The 17,182-nt window shown below is 65.1% G+C and carries 12 protein-coding genes; 8 read left to right on the plus strand and 4 right to left on the minus strand.

The window, feature by feature from the left end; translation table 11 throughout:
• Positions 1–9 precede the first annotated feature (9 nt).
• The 3 genes from gcvP to AC06FP_RS14615 all read left to right on the plus strand — a co-directional run bounded on the left by gcvP (position 10) and on the right by AC06FP_RS14615 (position 3,728).
• Positions 10–2,895, plus strand: coding sequence for an aminomethyl-transferring glycine dehydrogenase (gene gcvP / locus AC06FP_RS14605; RefSeq protein WP_456116707.1), 2,886 nt, complete (start codon positions 10–12; stop codon positions 2,893–2,895).
• 173 nt (positions 2,896–3,068) lie between these two features.
• The gene (locus AC06FP_RS14610) at positions 3,069–3,290 is read left to right on the plus strand and encodes an AbrB/MazE/SpoVT family DNA-binding domain-containing protein (protein WP_456116708.1); all 222 of its coding nucleotides are present in this window, start codon (positions 3,069–3,071) and stop codon (positions 3,288–3,290) included.
• 9 nt (positions 3,291–3,299) lie between these two features.
• Complete coding sequence (locus AC06FP_RS14615; RefSeq protein ID WP_478076005.1) at positions 3,300–3,728, plus strand: type II toxin-antitoxin system death-on-curing family toxin; 429 nt, start codon at positions 3,300–3,302, stop codon at positions 3,726–3,728.
• Positions 3,729–3,767: 39 nt separating this feature from the next.
• On the opposite strand, the gene AC06FP_RS14620 is transcribed toward AC06FP_RS14615, so the two are convergent.
• Both AC06FP_RS14620 and AC06FP_RS14625 read right to left on the minus strand, forming a co-directional pair.
• Positions 3,768–6,431, minus strand: a complete 2,664-nt coding sequence (locus AC06FP_RS14620; RefSeq protein ID WP_478076006.1) for a M1 family metallopeptidase — start codon at positions 6,429–6,431, stop codon at positions 3,768–3,770.
• 90 nt (positions 6,432–6,521) lie between these two features.
• Positions 6,522–7,250 (minus strand): AraC family transcriptional regulator, encoded by a 729-nt coding sequence (locus tag AC06FP_RS14625; protein ID WP_478076007.1) that lies wholly within the window; start codon positions 7,248–7,250, stop codon positions 6,522–6,524.
• A 157-nt stretch (positions 7,251–7,407) separates the two neighbouring features.
• Between AC06FP_RS14625 and AC06FP_RS14630 the strand changes: the two genes are divergently transcribed.
• Both AC06FP_RS14630 and AC06FP_RS14635 read left to right on the plus strand, forming a co-directional pair.
• Positions 7,408–7,596 carry a hypothetical protein gene (locus AC06FP_RS14630; RefSeq protein ID WP_427853173.1) on the plus strand — a complete coding sequence of 63 codons (189 nt, stop codon included), beginning with the start codon at positions 7,408–7,410 and terminating at the stop codon, positions 7,594–7,596.
• Positions 7,597–7,678: 82 nt separating this feature from the next.
• Positions 7,679–8,086: a hypothetical protein gene (locus AC06FP_RS14635; RefSeq protein ID WP_478076008.1), complete on the plus strand. Its 408-nt coding sequence runs from the start codon at positions 7,679–7,681 to the stop codon at positions 8,084–8,086.
• A 5-nt stretch (positions 8,087–8,091) separates the two neighbouring features.
• Here AC06FP_RS14635 and AC06FP_RS14640 read toward each other — a convergent pair whose 3' ends face one another.
• Together AC06FP_RS14640 and AC06FP_RS14645 are read right to left on the minus strand one after the other, a co-directional pair.
• Positions 8,092–8,865: a hypothetical protein gene (locus tag AC06FP_RS14640; protein ID WP_478076009.1), complete on the minus strand. Its 774-nt coding sequence runs from the start codon at positions 8,863–8,865 to the stop codon at positions 8,092–8,094.
• Positions 8,866–9,027: 162 nt separating this feature from the next.
• On the minus strand, positions 9,028–9,630 hold the full coding sequence (locus tag AC06FP_RS14645; protein WP_478076010.1) for an XAC0095 family protein: 603 nt from the start codon (positions 9,628–9,630) through the stop codon (positions 9,028–9,030).
• Positions 9,631–10,426: 796 nt separating this feature from the next.
• Between AC06FP_RS14645 and AC06FP_RS14650 the strand changes: the two genes are divergently transcribed.
• Genes AC06FP_RS14650 through AC06FP_RS14660 form a run of 3 tightly spaced genes read left to right on the plus strand, consistent with a single transcriptional unit; the run spans position 10,427 to position 16,947 of the window.
• A complete protein-coding gene (locus AC06FP_RS14650) occupies positions 10,427–12,475 on the plus strand; it encodes a type I restriction-modification system subunit M (protein WP_478076011.1) in 2,049 nt (682 codons plus the stop codon).
• On the plus strand, positions 12,472–13,680 hold the full coding sequence (locus AC06FP_RS14655) for a restriction endonuclease subunit S (RefSeq protein WP_478076012.1): 1,209 nt from the start codon (positions 12,472–12,474) through the stop codon (positions 13,678–13,680). The genes AC06FP_RS14650 and AC06FP_RS14655 overlap by 4 nt, the downstream gene beginning before the upstream one ends.
• A gap of 9 nt (positions 13,681–13,689) precedes the next feature.
• Entirely contained in the window at positions 13,690–16,947 is a 3,258-nt protein-coding gene (locus AC06FP_RS14660; protein WP_478076013.1) for a type I restriction endonuclease subunit R, read from the plus strand.
• Positions 16,948–17,182 lie beyond the last annotated feature (235 nt).

Raw genomic sequence — 17,182 nt, forward strand, 5'->3', positions numbered from 1 at the left:
ACGTCCGTCATGCCCCAGAACACGCCTTCGCTGCGCGACCTCGAACACGCCTCCGCCTTCGTCGACCGCCACATCGGTCCCAACGATGCCGAAATCGCGCAGATGCTGCGCGTGGTCGGCCACGATTCGCTCGATGCGCTGACCGACGCCATCGTCCCCGGCGCGATCAAGTCGCCCGCCCCGCTGGCCCTGCCCGAGTCGCTGACCGAAGTGCAGGCGCTGGCCAAAATCCGCGCCATCGCCAGCAAGAACAAGGTGCTGCGCAGCTTCATCGGCCAGGGCTATTACGGCACCCACACGCCGAACGTGATCCTGCGCAACATCCTCGAGAACCCGGCCTGGTACACCGCCTACACCCCGTACCAGGCGGAAATCTCGCAGGGCCGCATGGAAGCGCTGATCAACTTCCAGCAGATGGTCGCCGACCTGACCGGCATGGAGATCGCCAACGCCTCGCTGCTGGACGAAGCCACCGCCGCCGCCGAAGCGATGACCCTGGCCAAGCGTTCGGCCAAGTCGAAGTCGGACGTGTTCTTCGTGCATGACGCGGTGCACCCGCAGACGCTGGAACTGCTGCGCACCCGCGCCGAGCCGATGGGCATCACCCTGCGCGTGGGCACCCCGGCCGAGGCGCTGGACGCCGATTCCTTCGGCGTGCTGCTGCAGTACCCGGACACCTTCGGCCACATCGGCGACCACAAGGCGCTGGTCGAGGCCGTGCACGCCCGCCAGGGCCTGGTGGCGGTGGCCACCGACCTGCTGGCGCTGACCCTGATCGCCGCGCCCGGCGAATGGGGCGCGGACATCGTGGTCGGCAACAGCCAGCGTTTCGGCGTGCCGTTCGGCTTCGGCGGCCCGCATGCCGCGTTCATGGCCTGCCGCGACGCCTACAAGCGCTCGATGCCGGGCCGCCTGATCGGCGTGTCGGTCGATGCCGAAGGCAAGCCGGCCTACCGCCTGACCCTGCAGACCCGCGAGCAGCACATCCGCCGCGAGAAGGCCACCTCCAACATCTGCACCGCGCAGGTGCTGCTGGCGGTGATGGCCTCGATGTACGCCGTCTACCACGGCCCGGAAGGCCTGACCCGCATCGCCCGCCGCACCCACCGCCTGGCCGCCCTGCTGGCCGCCGCGCTGCGCAAGAACGGCGTGGACGTGGGCGAGCACTTCTTCGACACCCTGCACGTGCGCAACGTCGACGCCGCCGCGCTGCAGGCCAGGGCCGTGGCCGCCGGCTTCAACCTGCGCGTGATCGACAGCGAGGCGGTGGGCATCAGCCTGGACGAAACCGCCACCCGCGAGGACATCGTCGCGCTGGGCGCGGTGTTCGGCGCCAGCGTGGACGTGGACGCGCTGGACGCGGCCACCGCCGACGCGCTGCCGGCCGGCCTGGTGCGCCAGTCCGCGTTCCTGACCCACCCGGTGTTCAACACCCACCACAGCGAGCACGAACTGCTGCGCTACCTGCGTTCGCTGGCCGACAAGGACCTGGCGATGGACCGCACGATGATCCCGCTGGGCTCGTGCACCATGAAGCTCAACGCCACCGCCGAGATGATCCCGGTGACCTGGCCGGAGTTCGCCAACATCCACCCGCTGGCCCCGGCCGACCAGGCGCAGGGCTACAAGGAACTGATCGACGGGCTGGAAGCGATGCTGGTCGAATGCACCGGCTACGACGCGGTGAGCCTGCAGCCCAACTCCGGCGCGCAGGGCGAATATGCCGGCCTGCTGGCGATCCGCGCCTACCACGCCTCGCGCGGCGAAGGCCACCGCGACATCTGCCTGATCCCGGATTCGGCACACGGCACCAACCCGGCCTCGGCGCAGATGTGCGGCATGAAGGTGGTGGTCACCAAGACCGACGCCAACGGCAACGTCGACGTCGAGGACATCCGCGCCAACGCCGAGAAGTACAGCGACCGCCTGGCCGCGATCATGATGACCTACCCGTCCACGCACGGCGTGTTCGAGGAAGAGGTGGTGGAGATCTGCCAGATCATCCACCAGCATGGCGGCCAGGTGTACACCGACGGCGCCAACATGAACGCCCTGGTCGGCGTGGCCAAGCCCGGCAAGTGGGGCTCGGACGTGTCGCACCTGAACCTGCACAAGACCTTCTGCATCCCGCACGGCGGCGGCGGCCCGGGCGTGGGCCCGTGCGCGGTCAAGTCGCACCTGGCGCCGTTCCTGCCGGGCGCGCTGGTCGCCGACGGCCTGCGCACGCAGGGCGTGGGCAACGGCGCCATGGTCTCGGCCGCCACCTTCGGCAGCGCCTCGATCCTGCCGATCAGCTGGATGTACATCGCGCTGATGGGCGCGGCCGGCCTGCGCAAGGCCACCCAGGTCGCCCTGCTCAACGCCAACTACATCGCCAAGCGCCTGGCCCCGCACTACAAGACCCTGTACACCGGCCGCAACGGCCTGGTGGCGCACGAGTGCATCCTCGACGTGCGCCCGCTGGAAAAGACCTCCGGCATCGGCGCCGAGGACGTGGCCAAGCGCCTGATCGACTTCGGCTTCCACGCCCCGACCCTGAGCTTCCCGGTCGCCGGCACGCTGATGGTCGAACCGACCGAGAGCGAATCGCAGTACGAGCTGGACCGCTTCATCGACGCGATGATCCAGATCCGCGAGGAAATCCGCGCCATCGAGGACGGCCGCCTGGACCGCGAGGACAACCCGCTCAAGCACGCCCCGCACACCGCCACCGCGGTATCGGCCAGCGAGTGGGCCCACGCCTACCCGCGCGAGCTGGCGGCGTTCCCGCTGCCGTCGCTGAAGCAGTCCAAGTACTGGCCGCCGGTGGCGCGCGTGGACAACGTCTACGGCGACAAGAACATCATGTGCGCCTGCATCCCGGTGGATGCCTACAAGGAAGACGTCGAGGCCTGACGGGCCGCGGCAGGGGAAAGCAGACGGCCCGCGCAAGCGGGCCGTCTGCTTTTCCGCATCCGCCCTGCCAGCGGGAACAGGCGCTGGACGCCCACGGCCACGCCACCGGCCGCCCGCTTGCCCGCGCCCCCACCGAGTGGTAACGTTCGTTATAACAACCGCGGAGTCCCGCCATGAAGCTCAAGATCACCAGCATCGGCAATTCGTCCGGCATCATCCTGCCCAAGGAACTGCTTGCGCGCCTGCGCCTGGAAAAAGGCGACGAGCTCTACGCGCTGGAAACTCCCGACGGCATCCGCCTGACCGCCTTCGACCCGGAACTTGCCGCGCAGATGGAAGTGGCCGAGGCGGTGATGCGCAAGCGCCGCACCCTGCTGCACAAGCTCGCCCAGTAAGGAGCCGCCATGATCGTGTGGATCAGCCGCGCGCTCGCCCTCGCCGTCCACGACCGGCAACTGGCCGAGCATGGCGGCGCCAGCGGCGTGCGCGATGACACCCTGCTCGACTCCGCGCTCGCCCGCCCGCAGCAACTGCACGCCTATGGCGACCCGCCGCCGGATCTTGCCGATCTGGCGGCCAGCCTGGCCTACGGCCTAGCGCGCAACCATCCGTTCGTCGACGGCAACAAGCGCATGGCGGCCGTCGCCTGCGAAGTGTTCATCATGCTCAATGGCGGCGAGCTCGACGCCGACGACCTCGAGCTCTACCCGCTGTACCTTGGCCTGGCCGAAGGCTCCACCAGCGAAGCCGAATTCGCCGCCTGGCTGCGCCCGCGCATCCGCATCGACGCGGGCGGCCGCGTGCAGGAACCGCGCGCGAACTACGCCGGCTGAGGCGCGGCACCACCGCCGCGCCCCAGCCCGTTACCGGCCTCAGTAACCGTTCTTCTTCAGCCAGGCATCGATCTGCGGCTTGCGCTCGGCGCGCAGCTTCAGCCGGGTCTGGATGCCGGTGATGGCGGTCTCCGCGTCGCGGCGCGAGGTCGGGGCGATGTGCTGCTCGGCGAATGCGCGGATCTTGTCCACCATGCGCGGGTCGTCCGAACCCATCGCCAGGCCCGGGTAGTAACGCGCGCGCGAGGTGCTGTCCACCAGCGTGTCCACCTTCTCGCGGTGGGCCACGGCGAAGTCGAACGCCAGGTCCGCATGCTCGTGCGCCACCAGGCCGATCATCTCGGCGGCGTTGGTCGCCCCCGGCTCGTCGGTCAGCGCCATGTCCAGCGCGCGCTGCGCCAGCGCCTTGTCCTTGGCCCGCGCCAGCAGGCCGTAGTACTGGTCGCGCACCATGGCCGAGGTTTCCTTCTTCGCCAGGGCGTGCAGCCGGTCCCAGGTGGCGGCGTCGGCATTGCGCGCCACCACGCCCAGCACCGTGCGGCGCAGGTCGGCCGGCAGCGAGTCCGGGTTGGCCAGGAACGCATCGAAGCGGCGCCGCGCCTCGGCGATCACCTGCTCATCGTCCATCGTGCTGAGCACGCGGATCAGGCCGCTGCGCAGCTGCCGGGTCTGCGCGGCATCGCCCTCGCGCGCATCCCAGCCCAGCGACTGCAGTACCGGCGACAGCCGCGAACGCGCGTACCTGCGGAACGCCGCCTGGCGCGGCGCATCGCCGTCGAACAACGCGTCGATGCCGCCCAGCGTGCCGGACACCATTTCCCACAGGTCCGACGGCGCATCGGCCGGCACCTGCGCGGTCAGGTCCAGCACGTCCGATTCCGGCTGCAAACCCACCGCCGCCAGCGCGCTGGCGTCCATCATCACGCCCAGCTGGTCCACCACCGGCAGCCGCGCGAAGCCCTGGCCCAGCGCCTTGAACTGCGCCGGCGCGTACAGCGTGCGGTAGTAGCCCTTCTGCCCGGCATTGACCAGCACCGGCCCGGCGCAGCCGGGCAGCTCCAGCGCGCCGTTGCCGTCCACCAGCGTGCGCGCAACCGTGCCATCGGCGCCGCGCACGGTCACCGGCACGCGCCAGCGCAGCGGCACCTTGTCCTTGCGGTCCAGGGTGTATTCGCCCTGGGCCAGCGTCACCTGCGTGCGGCCGCCCACGCACTGGCTGGCCACGCGGATCAGCGGCACGCCCGGCTGCAGGGTGAAATCGTGCGCGACCTCGACGAAGCGCTTGCCCGGCGCGGCCTTGTCCATCTCGCGCCACAGGTCGTCGGTGACCGCGTTGCCGTAGGCGTGCGCGCGCACATAGCTGCGCACGCCCTCGCGCCAGGCCTCGGCGCCCACGTAATCCTCGAACATGGCAATCACCGCCGCGCCCTTGCCGTAGGTGATGCCGTCGAACGCCTGGCTGGCCTGCTCCACCGTCGCCACGTGCTGCACGATCGGGTGGGTGGTGGCATACGCGTCGCGCCCCATCGCGCCACGGCTGGTCAGCGCCGCGCCCACCTGGTTGACGTCCCATTCCGGGTGCAGCTTGCGCGTGGTGCGGTCTTCCATCCAGCTGGCGAAACCTTCGTTCAACCACAGGTCGTCCCACCACGCCATCGTCACCAGGTTGCCGAACCACTGGTGCGCGATTTCATGCGCGGCCACCGAGAACACACGCTGCTTGTCCGACACGCCCGACACCGCCGGGTCCAGCAGCAGGGTGTGCTCGAAGGTGAAGATCGCGCCCCAGTTCTCCATCGCGCTGAAGAACTGGCTGCTGCCCGGCGCGGCCACGTTGTCCAGCTTGGGCAGCGGGTACGGCACGCCGAAGTAATCGTTGTACTCGCGCAGCACGGCGCGGCTGCCTTCCAGCGCAAAACGCGCCTGCTCCACCTTGCCCTTCTGCGTCACCACGCCGATCTCGGTGCCGGCGTCGTCCTTCAGCGCGGCGCGCTCGAAATCGCCGGTGGCCACGAACAGCAGGTAGGTGGACATCTTCGGCGTGGTCTGGAACACCACCTGCTTCAGCCCGTTGCCGAGCGACTTGCTGCTGGCCACCGGCATGTTGCTCACCGCCATCTCGGCCTCGGGCACGGTGATGGCCAGGTCGAAAGTGGCCTTGAAGCCCGGCTCGTCCCACGAGGGAATGAAGCGCCGCGCATCGGAATTCTCGAACTGGGTGAACAGCGCGCGGCGGCTGCCGGCTTCGGTGGGGTAATCCAGCGCGAACAGGCCGTTGGCCTGGGTGTTGATGACGCCGCTGTAGTCGGTGGCCAGCGTGTAGCGCCCGGGTGGCAGCGGCGTGTCGACGCTGAAGGTCGCGGTCTGGTTCTCCGCGTCGATGCTCACCTTGGCCGGCATCGGCTTGCCGCCAGCGGCGGTGAGCGTGCTGTTGGCAAAGCGCAGGTCCGCGGCCTGCAGCACGATGCTCGAGGTCTGCTCCAGCACCTCCAGGTCAATGCCGACCTTGCCGTCGAACGCCATCTGCTGCGCATGCGGCGTGACCTCGACCCGGTAGTGCGTGGGCCGCGCGGTGCGCGGCAACTGCGTCGTCACCGCCGCCGACTGCGCAGCCGGCGCGGCAGGCGCCTGTTCCTGTGCGGATGCCGGAAGGCCTGTGCCGGCCAAGGCCAGCGTGATCGCGGTTGCCAGAATACGGCGCATGCCTGCTCTCCCTAGTTGTCGATGGAATCCCCAGCCATCCATCGTCCGCGTCCGGGCACCGGCCCGACAGCGCCGGAAGTCATGCTTCGTTCAGTTTTCCAGCACCTTGCCCTCCTGCCGCGCCGCGATCATCGCCCGGTACTGGCGCGGCGCCATGCCCACCTCGGCCTTGAACTTGCGGGTGAACGCGCTCTGGTCGGTGAACCCGCAGGCCTGGCCGATGCTGGCCACGCTGTCCTGCCCATGCAGCAGGTGCAGCGCAATCTGGATGCGCAGGCGCGTGAGCACCTGCTGCGGCGTCATCTGGAACACCTTGCGGAAACTGCGCTCCAGCTTGGACAGCGAGAACCCGGTGATGTCCAGCAGGGTCTGCATGCGCACGTTTTCGGCGTAGTGCGTATTGAGGTACTCCAGCGCCAGCCGCAGCGGCTCGTACTGCGATTCCAGCCCGCCGCGCTGGCCCAGGTCGCGCGAGATGCCGATCAGCCCCACCACCCTGCCGTTCTCCACGATGGGCCGCTTGCAGGTCAGGCACCAGCCCGGCTGGCGGTTGGCGAACAGCTGCAGCTCCATCACGTTCTCGATCACCTCGCCGGCCAGCACGCGCGCGTCCTGCGCCACATAGGCCTCGCTCATGCCGGCCGGGTACAGCTCGTCGGCGCGCCGCCCGATCACCTCGCCACGCGAGCGTACCCCCAGCCGCTGCATCATCGTCATGTTGACGTGGGTGTAGCGGCCGTCCATGTCCTTGGCGAAGAACAGCACGCTGGGAATGGCGTCGAACAGGGCTTCGATCTCGGCGGGGTCTATGCGCATCAAGCAGGGTCCAGCAGCGGTGCAATCGCCGCATTCTAGCCAACCCCTCCTCCACGCCCGGCCGCGGGCCGGCCCTAACGCACCGCCAACGGCGGCTTCACCATCTCCACCCACTGCCCGGCCTATACCTGCAGGCCCCATCCACCCAGGGAGCGCCGCCATGACCCAGGGCGACAAATCCAGCTACACCGACAAGCAGAAGCGACAGGCCGAACACATCGAAAAGAGCGAGAAAGCGCGCGGCGCCAGCACCAAGACCGCCGAGCGCATCGCCTGGGCTACGGTCAACAAGCAGGACGGTGGCGGCAAGAAATCCGGCAGCGGGCGCAAGCACGACACCAAGCACTGACTGGGCGCATCCGGCCCGATTGCGCAACGTCAGGCCGGCGGCCGCAAGGCATCATCGGCGGTCCACCCACCGGACCATCACCATGAGCCAGCCGCCCGTTCCCACCGACTACGCCGCCGGCCAGCTATGGCGCTGCAACGGCCGCGGGCCCGACGAGCAGCCCACGCTGCTGATCAACCTCGTGGAAACCCACCCGCTGGGCGGGCGCATCTTCCACGTCACGCTCGACGGCCTGCGCCTGCGCCACCCCGGCCTGCCCGGCGGCGTGATGACGCGGCTGGCGCACGCGCCGGTCATCGAACAGACCTTCGAGCGCAGCGGCATGGTGTACGTGGGCCCGCAGGCGCCGGCCGCCGATTACCGCAAGGGCTACGACGAATGGCGGCAGGCCTTCGACGCCGGCCGCGCCGGTTCCTTCGGCGTGAGCGTGCCGATGATCCTGGATTTCGTGGAGCGCCAGCTCAACGGCATTGCGCTGGACCCGGCGTAAGCCGGTCAGCGCGGGGCGGGCGCCGGCTTCGGCGCCTCCGTATTCCGTACGGATTTCGGCATGCCCTGCACCCGCCGCACCGAGGTGATGGGCAATGCCTCCGCTCGCTGCTGCGCCGGCCACCACAGGTAGACGAAGGCGCTGCTGGTACCCAGCAACCGCGCCTCGCCGGGCAGCGGCGCGGCATCGCCCAGCATGTGCACCCGCACCGGCGTGCCGCGGCCCTGCTCGCGCACAAGCTCGCCCTTGGTCTGCACGTACACCGCCGAGCCCAGCAGCATGAAGCTCGCCACCACCAGGCTGACGCCGGTGATGGGGTGGATGCCGACGCCATCCCACGTCATGATCCGCGACCGCGGGAACGCCAGGCGCGCCCACCAGCGGCGCCGGCGCAGGTCGGCCACGTACTCGGGATAACGGCGGCGCAGCGCCTCCGGCCAGCTCACCAGCGCCGCCAGCAGCACGCCAATGGCGAAAATCAGCGCATACGCCGGGTCGCGCAGGCCCGCCACCAGGTAATCGCTGGCCTGCAGGTAATCGGCAATGGTGATGCCGAAGCCGTGGTAGAACCACGCGCTCGACCACAAGCCCAGGAACGCCACCAGCAAATACGCGGCGGAAAACATCAGCGCCGGCTCGCGGCAACCGCGCCGCCACAGGTTCAGCACCCAGGAATCATCGCCCGCGCCCACGTCGGGTATCGGCGACCAGTTCATCGGCGCGGCCGGCAGCGCACTGCCCTGCGCCTGCCGGTTGTCGTTCTGCTCTGCCTGCGTCATCCCGTCCCCCTTTCGCTGCGGCAGCATCGCCGATTGCCTTGTTCGTGGGAAGCGACGTGGGAGACGCCCGCCATGTGACACAGGCCATTCGCCCCCATGCGGCTATGGGCGTGCCGTCAGCGCGGCCGCCCAAAGTTGCACCGCCCGGGTTGTACGCCCGCCTCAGTGCAGATAGTCGCCGTAAGGCAGCTGCGCCTCCACCGGCGTGTGATCGGCGGACAGACGCGCCGGCACCGCATACACCGCCCGCGCCTCCTCCACCCGCGAGCGCGCCTCAGCGCCCGTCGCCAGCCGCTGCGTTTCCACCGCATCCAGCACCCCGCGCACGGCGGCCGCCGCATCGAACACCGCACTGCCCATCGCCGGCAACGTACCGCCCGCCCACCCGGCCGCATGGCCCGTGGCCATCACGTCGCCATGCGCGGCCAGCGTGCCCACCAGCCCTTCCAGCGTGTCCATCTGCGCCAGCGTGACGCCGAAGGTGTAGCCCTGCGCCTCGCCCACAGCCTCATGCGCGGGCGCGACCGCCTGCGGCGCATGCCGCGCCGGCCCCGACAGCTCGTCCAGCACCAGGTCCACCTGGTCGCCCACCAGCTCCAGGCAGAACGCCACCTCGGCCATGCGCACCTCGCGCGCCGGCCCGTCCGCCGCATCGGCCAGCGGCCGCATCAACCGCAGCAGGAACTTGATGTGGTCGCTCAGCCGCACCAGCCGCTGGCGGCTGTCCTCGGGCAAGTAATAGCCCGGCCTGTCATCGTCCAACATGTGCTTTGCCATCGTTGCCGTCTCCTTCCATGAAGTGGCCGCCCGCCGCGAACGGCGGACGGGAAGTCGGGAGGCTCGAAACCGCAGACAGCCGGCGGGCTTATTTCCCCGAAGGGTGTTGTATTCACCGCCCTCCCGACGCAGGCATCGCGTCGGTTGCGCCTACAAAAGATGCAGGCACAAAAAACCCACCGGTTTGTCGGAGGTGGGTACCGCTGTCTGCGGAGTTTCGAGGCTCCGTGGGGCGAGGATGCTACTGAAACGCTGTTGAGTCAAGGCTTTGGCTGCCTCGCTGGACACCGAAGCTGCCGAGGCACCAAGGACATCCGTTTGCTGACCAACGCGCAGAGCCCCCTTGACGAGGAACAGGGCCTGCAGGTCTGCCACAGAATCGCCAGCATCTAGGTCTTTCCTCTCTGAGCCGAAACCTGCACGATTCACTACTCATCTATAAAGAACACCTCAGATGTCTCGTCGCACAGAGGAAAGCCGGTTCATTGAAGTACTGCAAAGCCTAGGAGGCGCTGCAGGAAACCAGCGGCTGCGGACAGCGCTAGGCTGGGCGGAGAGCACCTATCGACGCACAAAGAGCAGCCTGGTCGAAGCCAGACGCATAACCGTAGCAGGCGGCCGTGGCGGTTCGGTTCGGCTAATTGAATCAAGCTCTCCCAAGACCACCATTCAAAGCAAAGCTTGCAAAGTCAAAGGTGGCAAGAAAAAAGCCTCCACCAATTTTTCGTCCACTCCAGAAGACGACAGTCGCGCTGTACCTCTAGAACGAACTCGCAGTCAACCAATGAACTTGAGCCACCTTACACCTCGCCCTTACTCACCAGCTACTACAGACACAACTCTTGCAGCCTTTATCTGGAAGAACGCCGAGGACCTGTGGGGCGACTTCAAGCACACTGATTTCGGCAAGATCATTCTGCCGTTTACCCTACTGCGCCGCTTGGAATGCGTACTCGAACCTACCCGCGACAAAGTCCGTGATGCCCACTCCAAGTTCAAGAACAAGGGATTGGATATCGGCTTGATCCTGCGCCAGACCGCCGAACTGCCTTTCTACAACACCTCACAGTACTCGCTGTCCACTCTGGGCGCGACCAAGACCAAGTCCAACCTGGAGGCCTACATCGCCGGCTTCTCGGACAATGCGCGCGTCATCTTCGACCAATTCAACTTCACCGACACGATCGTCCGCCTGGCCCGCGCGGGCATCCTGTTCAAGATCTGCCAGAACTTCGCCAACACCGACCTGCACCCGGATGTCGTGCCCGACCGGGTCATGTCCAACATCTACGAGCACCTGATCCGCCGGTTCGGCTCGGAGGTCAACGAAGCGGCCGAGGACTTCATGACGCCGCGCGACGTGGTCCACCTGGCCACGACCCTGTTGCTGGATCCCGACGACGCCCTGTTCCGCGACAACCCAGGTCTCATCCGCACCCTCTACGACCCCACTTGTGGGACCGGCGGCTTTCTCACCGACGCCATGAACCACGTCGATGGCTTCGCTGCCCAGGGCAAGGCGCCACCTGTACTGATCCCGTTCGGGCAGGAACTGGAACCCGAAACCCATGCGGTGGCCCTGGCCAACATGCTGCTGCGTCGCCTGGAAACCGAGCCCGCGCGCGATCTGTCGGCCAACATCGCCGGCCCCAAGTCCACGTTGTCCCAGGACGCCTTCGCTGGCCAACGCTTCCACTACTGCCTGTCCAACCCACCTTTCGGCAAGAAGTGGGAAAAGGACCAGGCCTTCGTCGAGCGCGAGGCCAAAGAGAAGGGCTTCGAGGGCCGCTTCGGTGCGGGCACACCCCGAGTGTCCGACGGTTCCATGCTCTTCATCCAGCATCTTGTTTCCAAGCTGGAGCGCCCGGAGAACGGCGGTGGCCGCGCGGCCATCATCCTGTCGGGCTCGCCCCTGTTCACCGGCAACGCCGGCCAGGGTGAAAGCGAGATCCGCCGCTGGCTGCTGGAAAACGACCTGATCGATGCCATCGTGGCCCTACCCACGGACATCTTCTTTCGCACCGGTATCGGCACATACATCTGGCTCCTGGATAACAACAAGCCCGAAGAGCGCAAGGGCAAGGTCCAGCTCATCGACGCTATCGGCATGCACAGCCCTATGCGCAAGTCCGAGGGCAACAAGCGGCGTTACATCAGCGACGAGCAGGCGCAGGACATCGCCCGCCTCTACGCCGACTTCGCGCCCAGCGACAATGTTCGAATTGTGGACTACCGCGAATTCGGCTACCGGCGGATCAAGGTGCTGCGCCCCTTGCGAATGGTCGCCAAGATCACCGAGGAAGGGCTGGCTGCTCTGGCAGCCAGCAAGGCCTTCGCCAAGCTGGACGAAGACGACCAGGAGAAGTGGCTGGCCCTGCTGCGCAAGGATCTGGGTCAGACCCATCCTCACGAGTGGTTCACCACGTTGGCAACGGCTGCAAAGAAAGCGGGCCTTCCCAAGATCAGCAAGCCGCTGGCCAACGCTCTGGAAGTCGCCTTGGGAGTGCGCGATCCCGACGCACCTGAAGTCCTCGATGAGGAAGGCAACCCGGTGCCCGACAAGGAACTGGAAGATTTCGAGAGCGTGCCGCTCGACCAGATGATCGGCGACTACATGAACATGGAGGTCCTGCCCCACGTTCCCGACGCTTGGGTGGATACCAGCTACACGGATGACCGCGACGGCCAGATCGGCAAGGTGGGATACGAGATCAATTTCAACCGCTACTTCTACAAGTACGTGCCGCCGCGTGACCTGCACGAGATCGACGCCGAGTTGAAGGAGGTGGAAGCGGAGATTGCCGCGCTGCTGGATGAGGTTGCGGACCAATGAATGCCGTCCGGCTTGACCGAATTTTTCGCGAGGTAAAGGAGCTCGTTCCCGCCGACGAACTCGAGCTGCTCACACCAAGCACTGTTTACGGCGTAGTACCTCAATCTTCGCTGGACATGCGGCCCCAACAGGCATTTCGAGAAGGCTACAGCTTGGCACCCGCCCAGCCGAACGATTTCGTGATCTCCTTAAGCAGTCACGCACATGGAATTGAATGGTGTGGCTTGCACGGCGGCGTGAGCCCTGACTACACATTGCTTCGTCCAATCGTCGACGCTCGTTATTCCAGGTATCTGAAATACGCGCTGAAAAGCCAGTTCATGATCAGCCAGCTTGGCCTCTTCAAAACCGGCATCCGAATGGGGCTACGCCTTCAATGGAACAAGGTGAGATATTGCAAGATTGACCTCCCGCCCCTTGCGGAGGCAGTCGAGCTAGCCTCACACCTCGACCGCGCCACCAACCGTATCGATACCCTAGTCGCCAAGAAGACCCGCTTCATCGAACTGCTGCGCGAGAAGCGCCGGGCCCTAATCACTCACGCCGTAACCAGGGGTCTAGATCCCAATGTACCGATGAAGGAGAGCGGCGTGGAGTGGCTGGGAGACCTGCCAGAAACCTGGGATACCGCCCCGCTGAAGTCGTTCTTGCAGTTGCGTCGGGACATCGTTGGTGCCGACAGCGCCAAGACTAGGCTGTTATCACTCACCCTGCAGGGCGTGATCGAGCGCGATCTCGAAAACCCCACCGGGAAGATGCCCGCCTCATTCGATGGCTACCAGCGGATATCCACCGGCGAAATGGTTTTTTGCCTCTTCGATATGGACGAGACGCCAAGGACGGTTGGTATAGCACCCCAGGATGGAATGCTCACCAGCGCCTACACGGTGTTCCATCCACAGAGCGAACTGTGGGCGCGCTATCTCTACTATTTCTTCCTGCATGTAGACGAATACAAGCGCCTCAAGCCTTTCTACAAGGGGCTACGCAAGACCATTCGCCCTGGATCATTCCTCTCGATCCAAGTACCACGCCCGAAGGAACGTAAGGCCGCGGCTATCGTTGAGTATCTCGACCGCGCCACCGCCCGCATAGACACCTTGATAGCCAAGACCGAGCGCTCCATCGAACTGCTGCGCGAACACCGCACCGCTCTCATTACTGCTGCCGTCACCGGCAAACTCGACCTGCGCGCCACGGCCTGAGGACCAGCCATGCATCCCGTCTTCACCGACACCGCCCACCGCGAGAAGTACTTCGAGGAGTACGTCGTCAAGCAACTGGCCGCTCGTAGCTGGAAGGTGGGCGACACCTCTGGCTACGACAAAAACCACGCCCAGTACCCTGAGGATCTGGTCGAGTGGGTGAAGGCGACGCAGCCTCAGAAGTGGGAGAAGCTGGAGGCCAGCAATGGCAGCAAGGCCACCGCCACCCTCATGGATCGTTTGAGCCAGGCCTTGGAGCGCGAGGGCACGATCAACGTTCTGCGCAAGGGGGTCAAGGTGGCTGGCGCAGGCGAGATCGCGCTTAGCGAGGGCTTACCGGAGGACGAGCGCGACCCTTCCGCTTGGGAGCGCTACAACGCCAACATCCTGCGGGTCGTGCCACAGCTCAAGTATCGCCCGGGCAGCACGCTGGCCATCGACCTGGTGTTCTTCATCAATGGCCTAGCCGTGGCTACCGTCGAGATCAAGACCGACTTCACCCAGTCTGCGGAAGCCGCCGTTGAGCAGTACAAGAACGACCGCCTGCCAAAGGACAAGGCAACGGGGCGTGTGGAGCCATTGCTGACCTTCCAGCGGGGCGCCGTCGTTCACTTCGCCATGTCTGACAGCGAAATCCAGATGTGCACGAAGCTGGACGGCAAGAACAGCTACTTCCTGCCCTTCAACCAGGGCCGGGACGGCAGCAATGGCATCTGGACAGGTAACCCCATCCGGGAGGATGGCGATTACCCGGTGGCGTTCTTCTGGGAGCAGGTCTGCCAGCGAGACAACTGGCTGCGGATCTTCCACAGCTTCGTGTACACCGAAAGGAAGGACGTGGTGGACCTGGCCGGTAACCACTCCCGTAAGGAAACGCAGATCTTCCCCCGCTTCCATCAGTGGGATGCGGTCACGAAGATGATTGCCGACGCCAAGGCCAACGGCCCTGGCATGACGTACCTGTGCGAGCACTCGGCAGGGTCCGGTAAGACCAGCACCATCGCTTGGACTGCGCACGACCTGATCCGCCTGCGCAGCAAGGAGGGTGCCCCCTACTTCCACTCGGTAATCGTGGTCACCGATCGCACGGTTCTCGACAAGCAACTCCAGGACGCCGTCCAGCAGATCGACCATCAAGATGAGCTGATCGCCGCCATAGGTGACAAGGACACGGACGAGAGCAAGTCCAAAGAGCTGGCCAGGGCAATGGAACGCGGCACGCCCATCATCGTAGTGACGCTCCAGACCTTTCCCTACGCTATGGAGCAGATTCTGACCAATGGAAAGCTGAAAGACCGCAGCTTCGCCGTCATCATCGACGAAGCCCATACCAGCCAGACCGGCTCGGCTGCCTCCAAGTTGCAGGCCACACTGGCGCTGCGCGACGCCAAGGAAATGGAAGGTCTCACGGTCGAGGAGCTGTTGGAGAAGATCCAGTCCTCCCGCGTGCGCCCGAAGAACGTCTCCTACTTCGCCTTCACCGCCACACCCAAACACGCCACCCTGACCCTGTTCGGGCGCCTTGTCGATCCGAGCAAGCCGCCCAGCAAGGAAAATAGGCCGCAGTCCTTCCACAAATACCCCATGCGCCAAGCCATCGACGAAGGATTCATCCTCGATGTCATGAGGGGCTACCTGCCTTACAAGACAGCCTTCAACTTGGCCGAGCCCGTCAAGGACGGCAAGCGGGTCTCCCAGAAGGCGGCCAAGCGTGCCCTGGCCAAGTGGCTCAACCTGCACGCGACCAACGTCACTCAGAAGGTCGAGTTCATCGTCGAGCACTTCGCGGCCAACGTCGCCCCGCTCCTGGGAGGTACGGCCAAGGCCATGATCGTGACCTCCTCACGTGCCTCTGCTGTGCGCTACAAGCGCGCCTTCGACGCATACATCGAGGCTCACCCCCAGCACAAGGCGTTTCAGGCATTGGTGGCGTTCTCCGGAACACTGACGGGCAAGGAAGTCATCCATAGCTCCGACGAGCAGTTGAAAGACGATCCGTTCGCAGCAGCAGACGACGAGCAGTTCACCGAAAGCAGCATGAACCCCAAGCAGTACGGTTCGGATCTGCGGAAGGTGTTCGACCGCCCCGAGTTCCGGGTCATGATCGTGGCAAACAAGTTCCAGACCGGCTTCGACCAGCCCAAGCTGTGCGCGATGTACTTGGACAAGAAGATCGCCAACCCCGTGGAGATCGTCCAGACGCTTTCCCGCCTCAACCGTACAGCACCCGGCAAGGACACCACCTTCGTGGTCGACTTCGTCAACGAGCCGCAGGTCATTTTGGACGCGTTCGCCAAGTACGATAAGGGCGCTCGGATCCAAGACGTTCAGAATCCCAACGTCATCTATGACCTGCAGACCGACCTAGACAAGGCGGGGATCTATACGCAAGGCGAGGTTGACGCCTACGCAGCTGTTCGCTTCAAGTCCGCAGCAGCCTATGCGGCAGGCGAGCTTGCACAACACAAGGATCTGTACGCTGCTACGAGCATGCCCACCCAGCGCTTCAACGACAAGGTAGCCGCAGCGCGCGCAGCCATCCACTCGGCTGAGGCTGCTTACGAAGCAGCCAAGTCGCATGGTAACGAGATAGGCATGAAGCAAGCCGACGCCATCCGGACGACGCATGCAGAAACGTTACAGCAGCTCATGGACTTCAAGTCTGGCCTAGTCCGGTTCGGATTGCTTTATACCTACATCGCCCAAACCATCGATCTAGGCGACCCTAGCCTGGAAGCATTCGCCAGCTTCGGTCGCCTTCTCGCCAAGCGTCTTCACGGCGTGCCGCCCGAGCAGATCGACGTTTCGGCACTGATCTTGACCGGATTCGACATTAAAGCCCAGGAGCGCCCAAGTGACGACGAATCCCGTGGAGAACACACCACCATTCTCAAACCCGTCGGCCCTGGGGGCGGCGGCCTAGCTGAGATGCCGGTCTATTTACGGCAGGTGATCGCACACCTTAACTCGATCTTCGGCGAGGCCACCGCACTGACCGACAAGGTGGCATTTGTCAACCATGTGGCTGACATCGTGCGTGAGAACCCCAACACCGTTGCGCAAGTAATGAATAACCCACGTGATATGGCGATGAACGGCAACATCGGGGGCTCGGTCAACTCAGCGGTGGTACGAGCCTTGTACTCCCATAGCGAATTGGCGACACATGTAATGAAACACAAGCAACAAGCAATGAAACCTTTGGTCGAACTCATCTACGAGTTGATCAAATCTGGAAAGAACGTCGATCTCCATATGCCTCAATGATCTTAATACTCGCCTCATGTTCAAAGCAGACAAAATTTGTCTTATTTGATGGATATGAGGCTCCGAGAGCGTAGTGAAGCGATCAAACGATGGAAAGCCGTCCTTTGCGAGGAAATATTTCCAGCATAGCCGCGCGCAAGGCCGCCGGAACGAGCCCTAAAAGCGCGGAGTGGATAAGGCACTCCCCTTACCGCGCTCACCTACCCCGCGCTACTTGCGGGCAACGTATTAGGTT

Source organism: Stenotrophomonas sp. Steno-Z2, assembly GCF_056393235.1.

What these genes read in the sequence shown, in the direction of transcription:
- gcvP (WP_456116707.1), top strand. Translation starts at nt 10, where the DNA reads ATGCCCCAGAACACGCCTTCGCTGCGCGACCTCGAACACGCCTCCGCC.
- AC06FP_RS14610 (WP_456116708.1), top strand. Translation starts at nt 3,069, where the DNA reads ATGAAGCTCAAGATCACCAGCATCGGCAATTCGTCCGGCATCATCCTG.
- AC06FP_RS14615 (WP_478076005.1), top strand. Translation starts at nt 3,300, where the DNA reads ATGATCGTGTGGATCAGCCGCGCGCTCGCCCTCGCCGTCCACGACCGG.
- AC06FP_RS14620 (WP_478076006.1), bottom strand. Translation starts at nt 6,431, where the DNA reads ATGCGCCGTATTCTGGCAACCGCGATCACGCTGGCCTTGGCCGGCACA.
- AC06FP_RS14630 (WP_427853173.1), top strand. Translation starts at nt 7,408, where the DNA reads ATGACCCAGGGCGACAAATCCAGCTACACCGACAAGCAGAAGCGACAG.
- AC06FP_RS14635 (WP_478076008.1), top strand. Translation starts at nt 7,679, where the DNA reads ATGAGCCAGCCGCCCGTTCCCACCGACTACGCCGCCGGCCAGCTATGG.
- AC06FP_RS14640 (WP_478076009.1), bottom strand. Translation starts at nt 8,865, where the DNA reads ATGACGCAGGCAGAGCAGAACGACAACCGGCAGGCGCAGGGCAGTGCG.
- AC06FP_RS14645 (WP_478076010.1), bottom strand. Translation starts at nt 9,630, where the DNA reads ATGTTGGACGATGACAGGCCGGGCTATTACTTGCCCGAGGACAGCCGC.
- AC06FP_RS14650 (WP_478076011.1), top strand. Translation starts at nt 10,427, where the DNA reads ATGAACTTGAGCCACCTTACACCTCGCCCTTACTCACCAGCTACTACA.
- AC06FP_RS14655 (WP_478076012.1), top strand. Translation starts at nt 12,472, where the DNA reads ATGAATGCCGTCCGGCTTGACCGAATTTTTCGCGAGGTAAAGGAGCTC.
- AC06FP_RS14660 (WP_478076013.1), top strand. Translation starts at nt 13,690, where the DNA reads ATGCATCCCGTCTTCACCGACACCGCCCACCGCGAGAAGTACTTCGAG.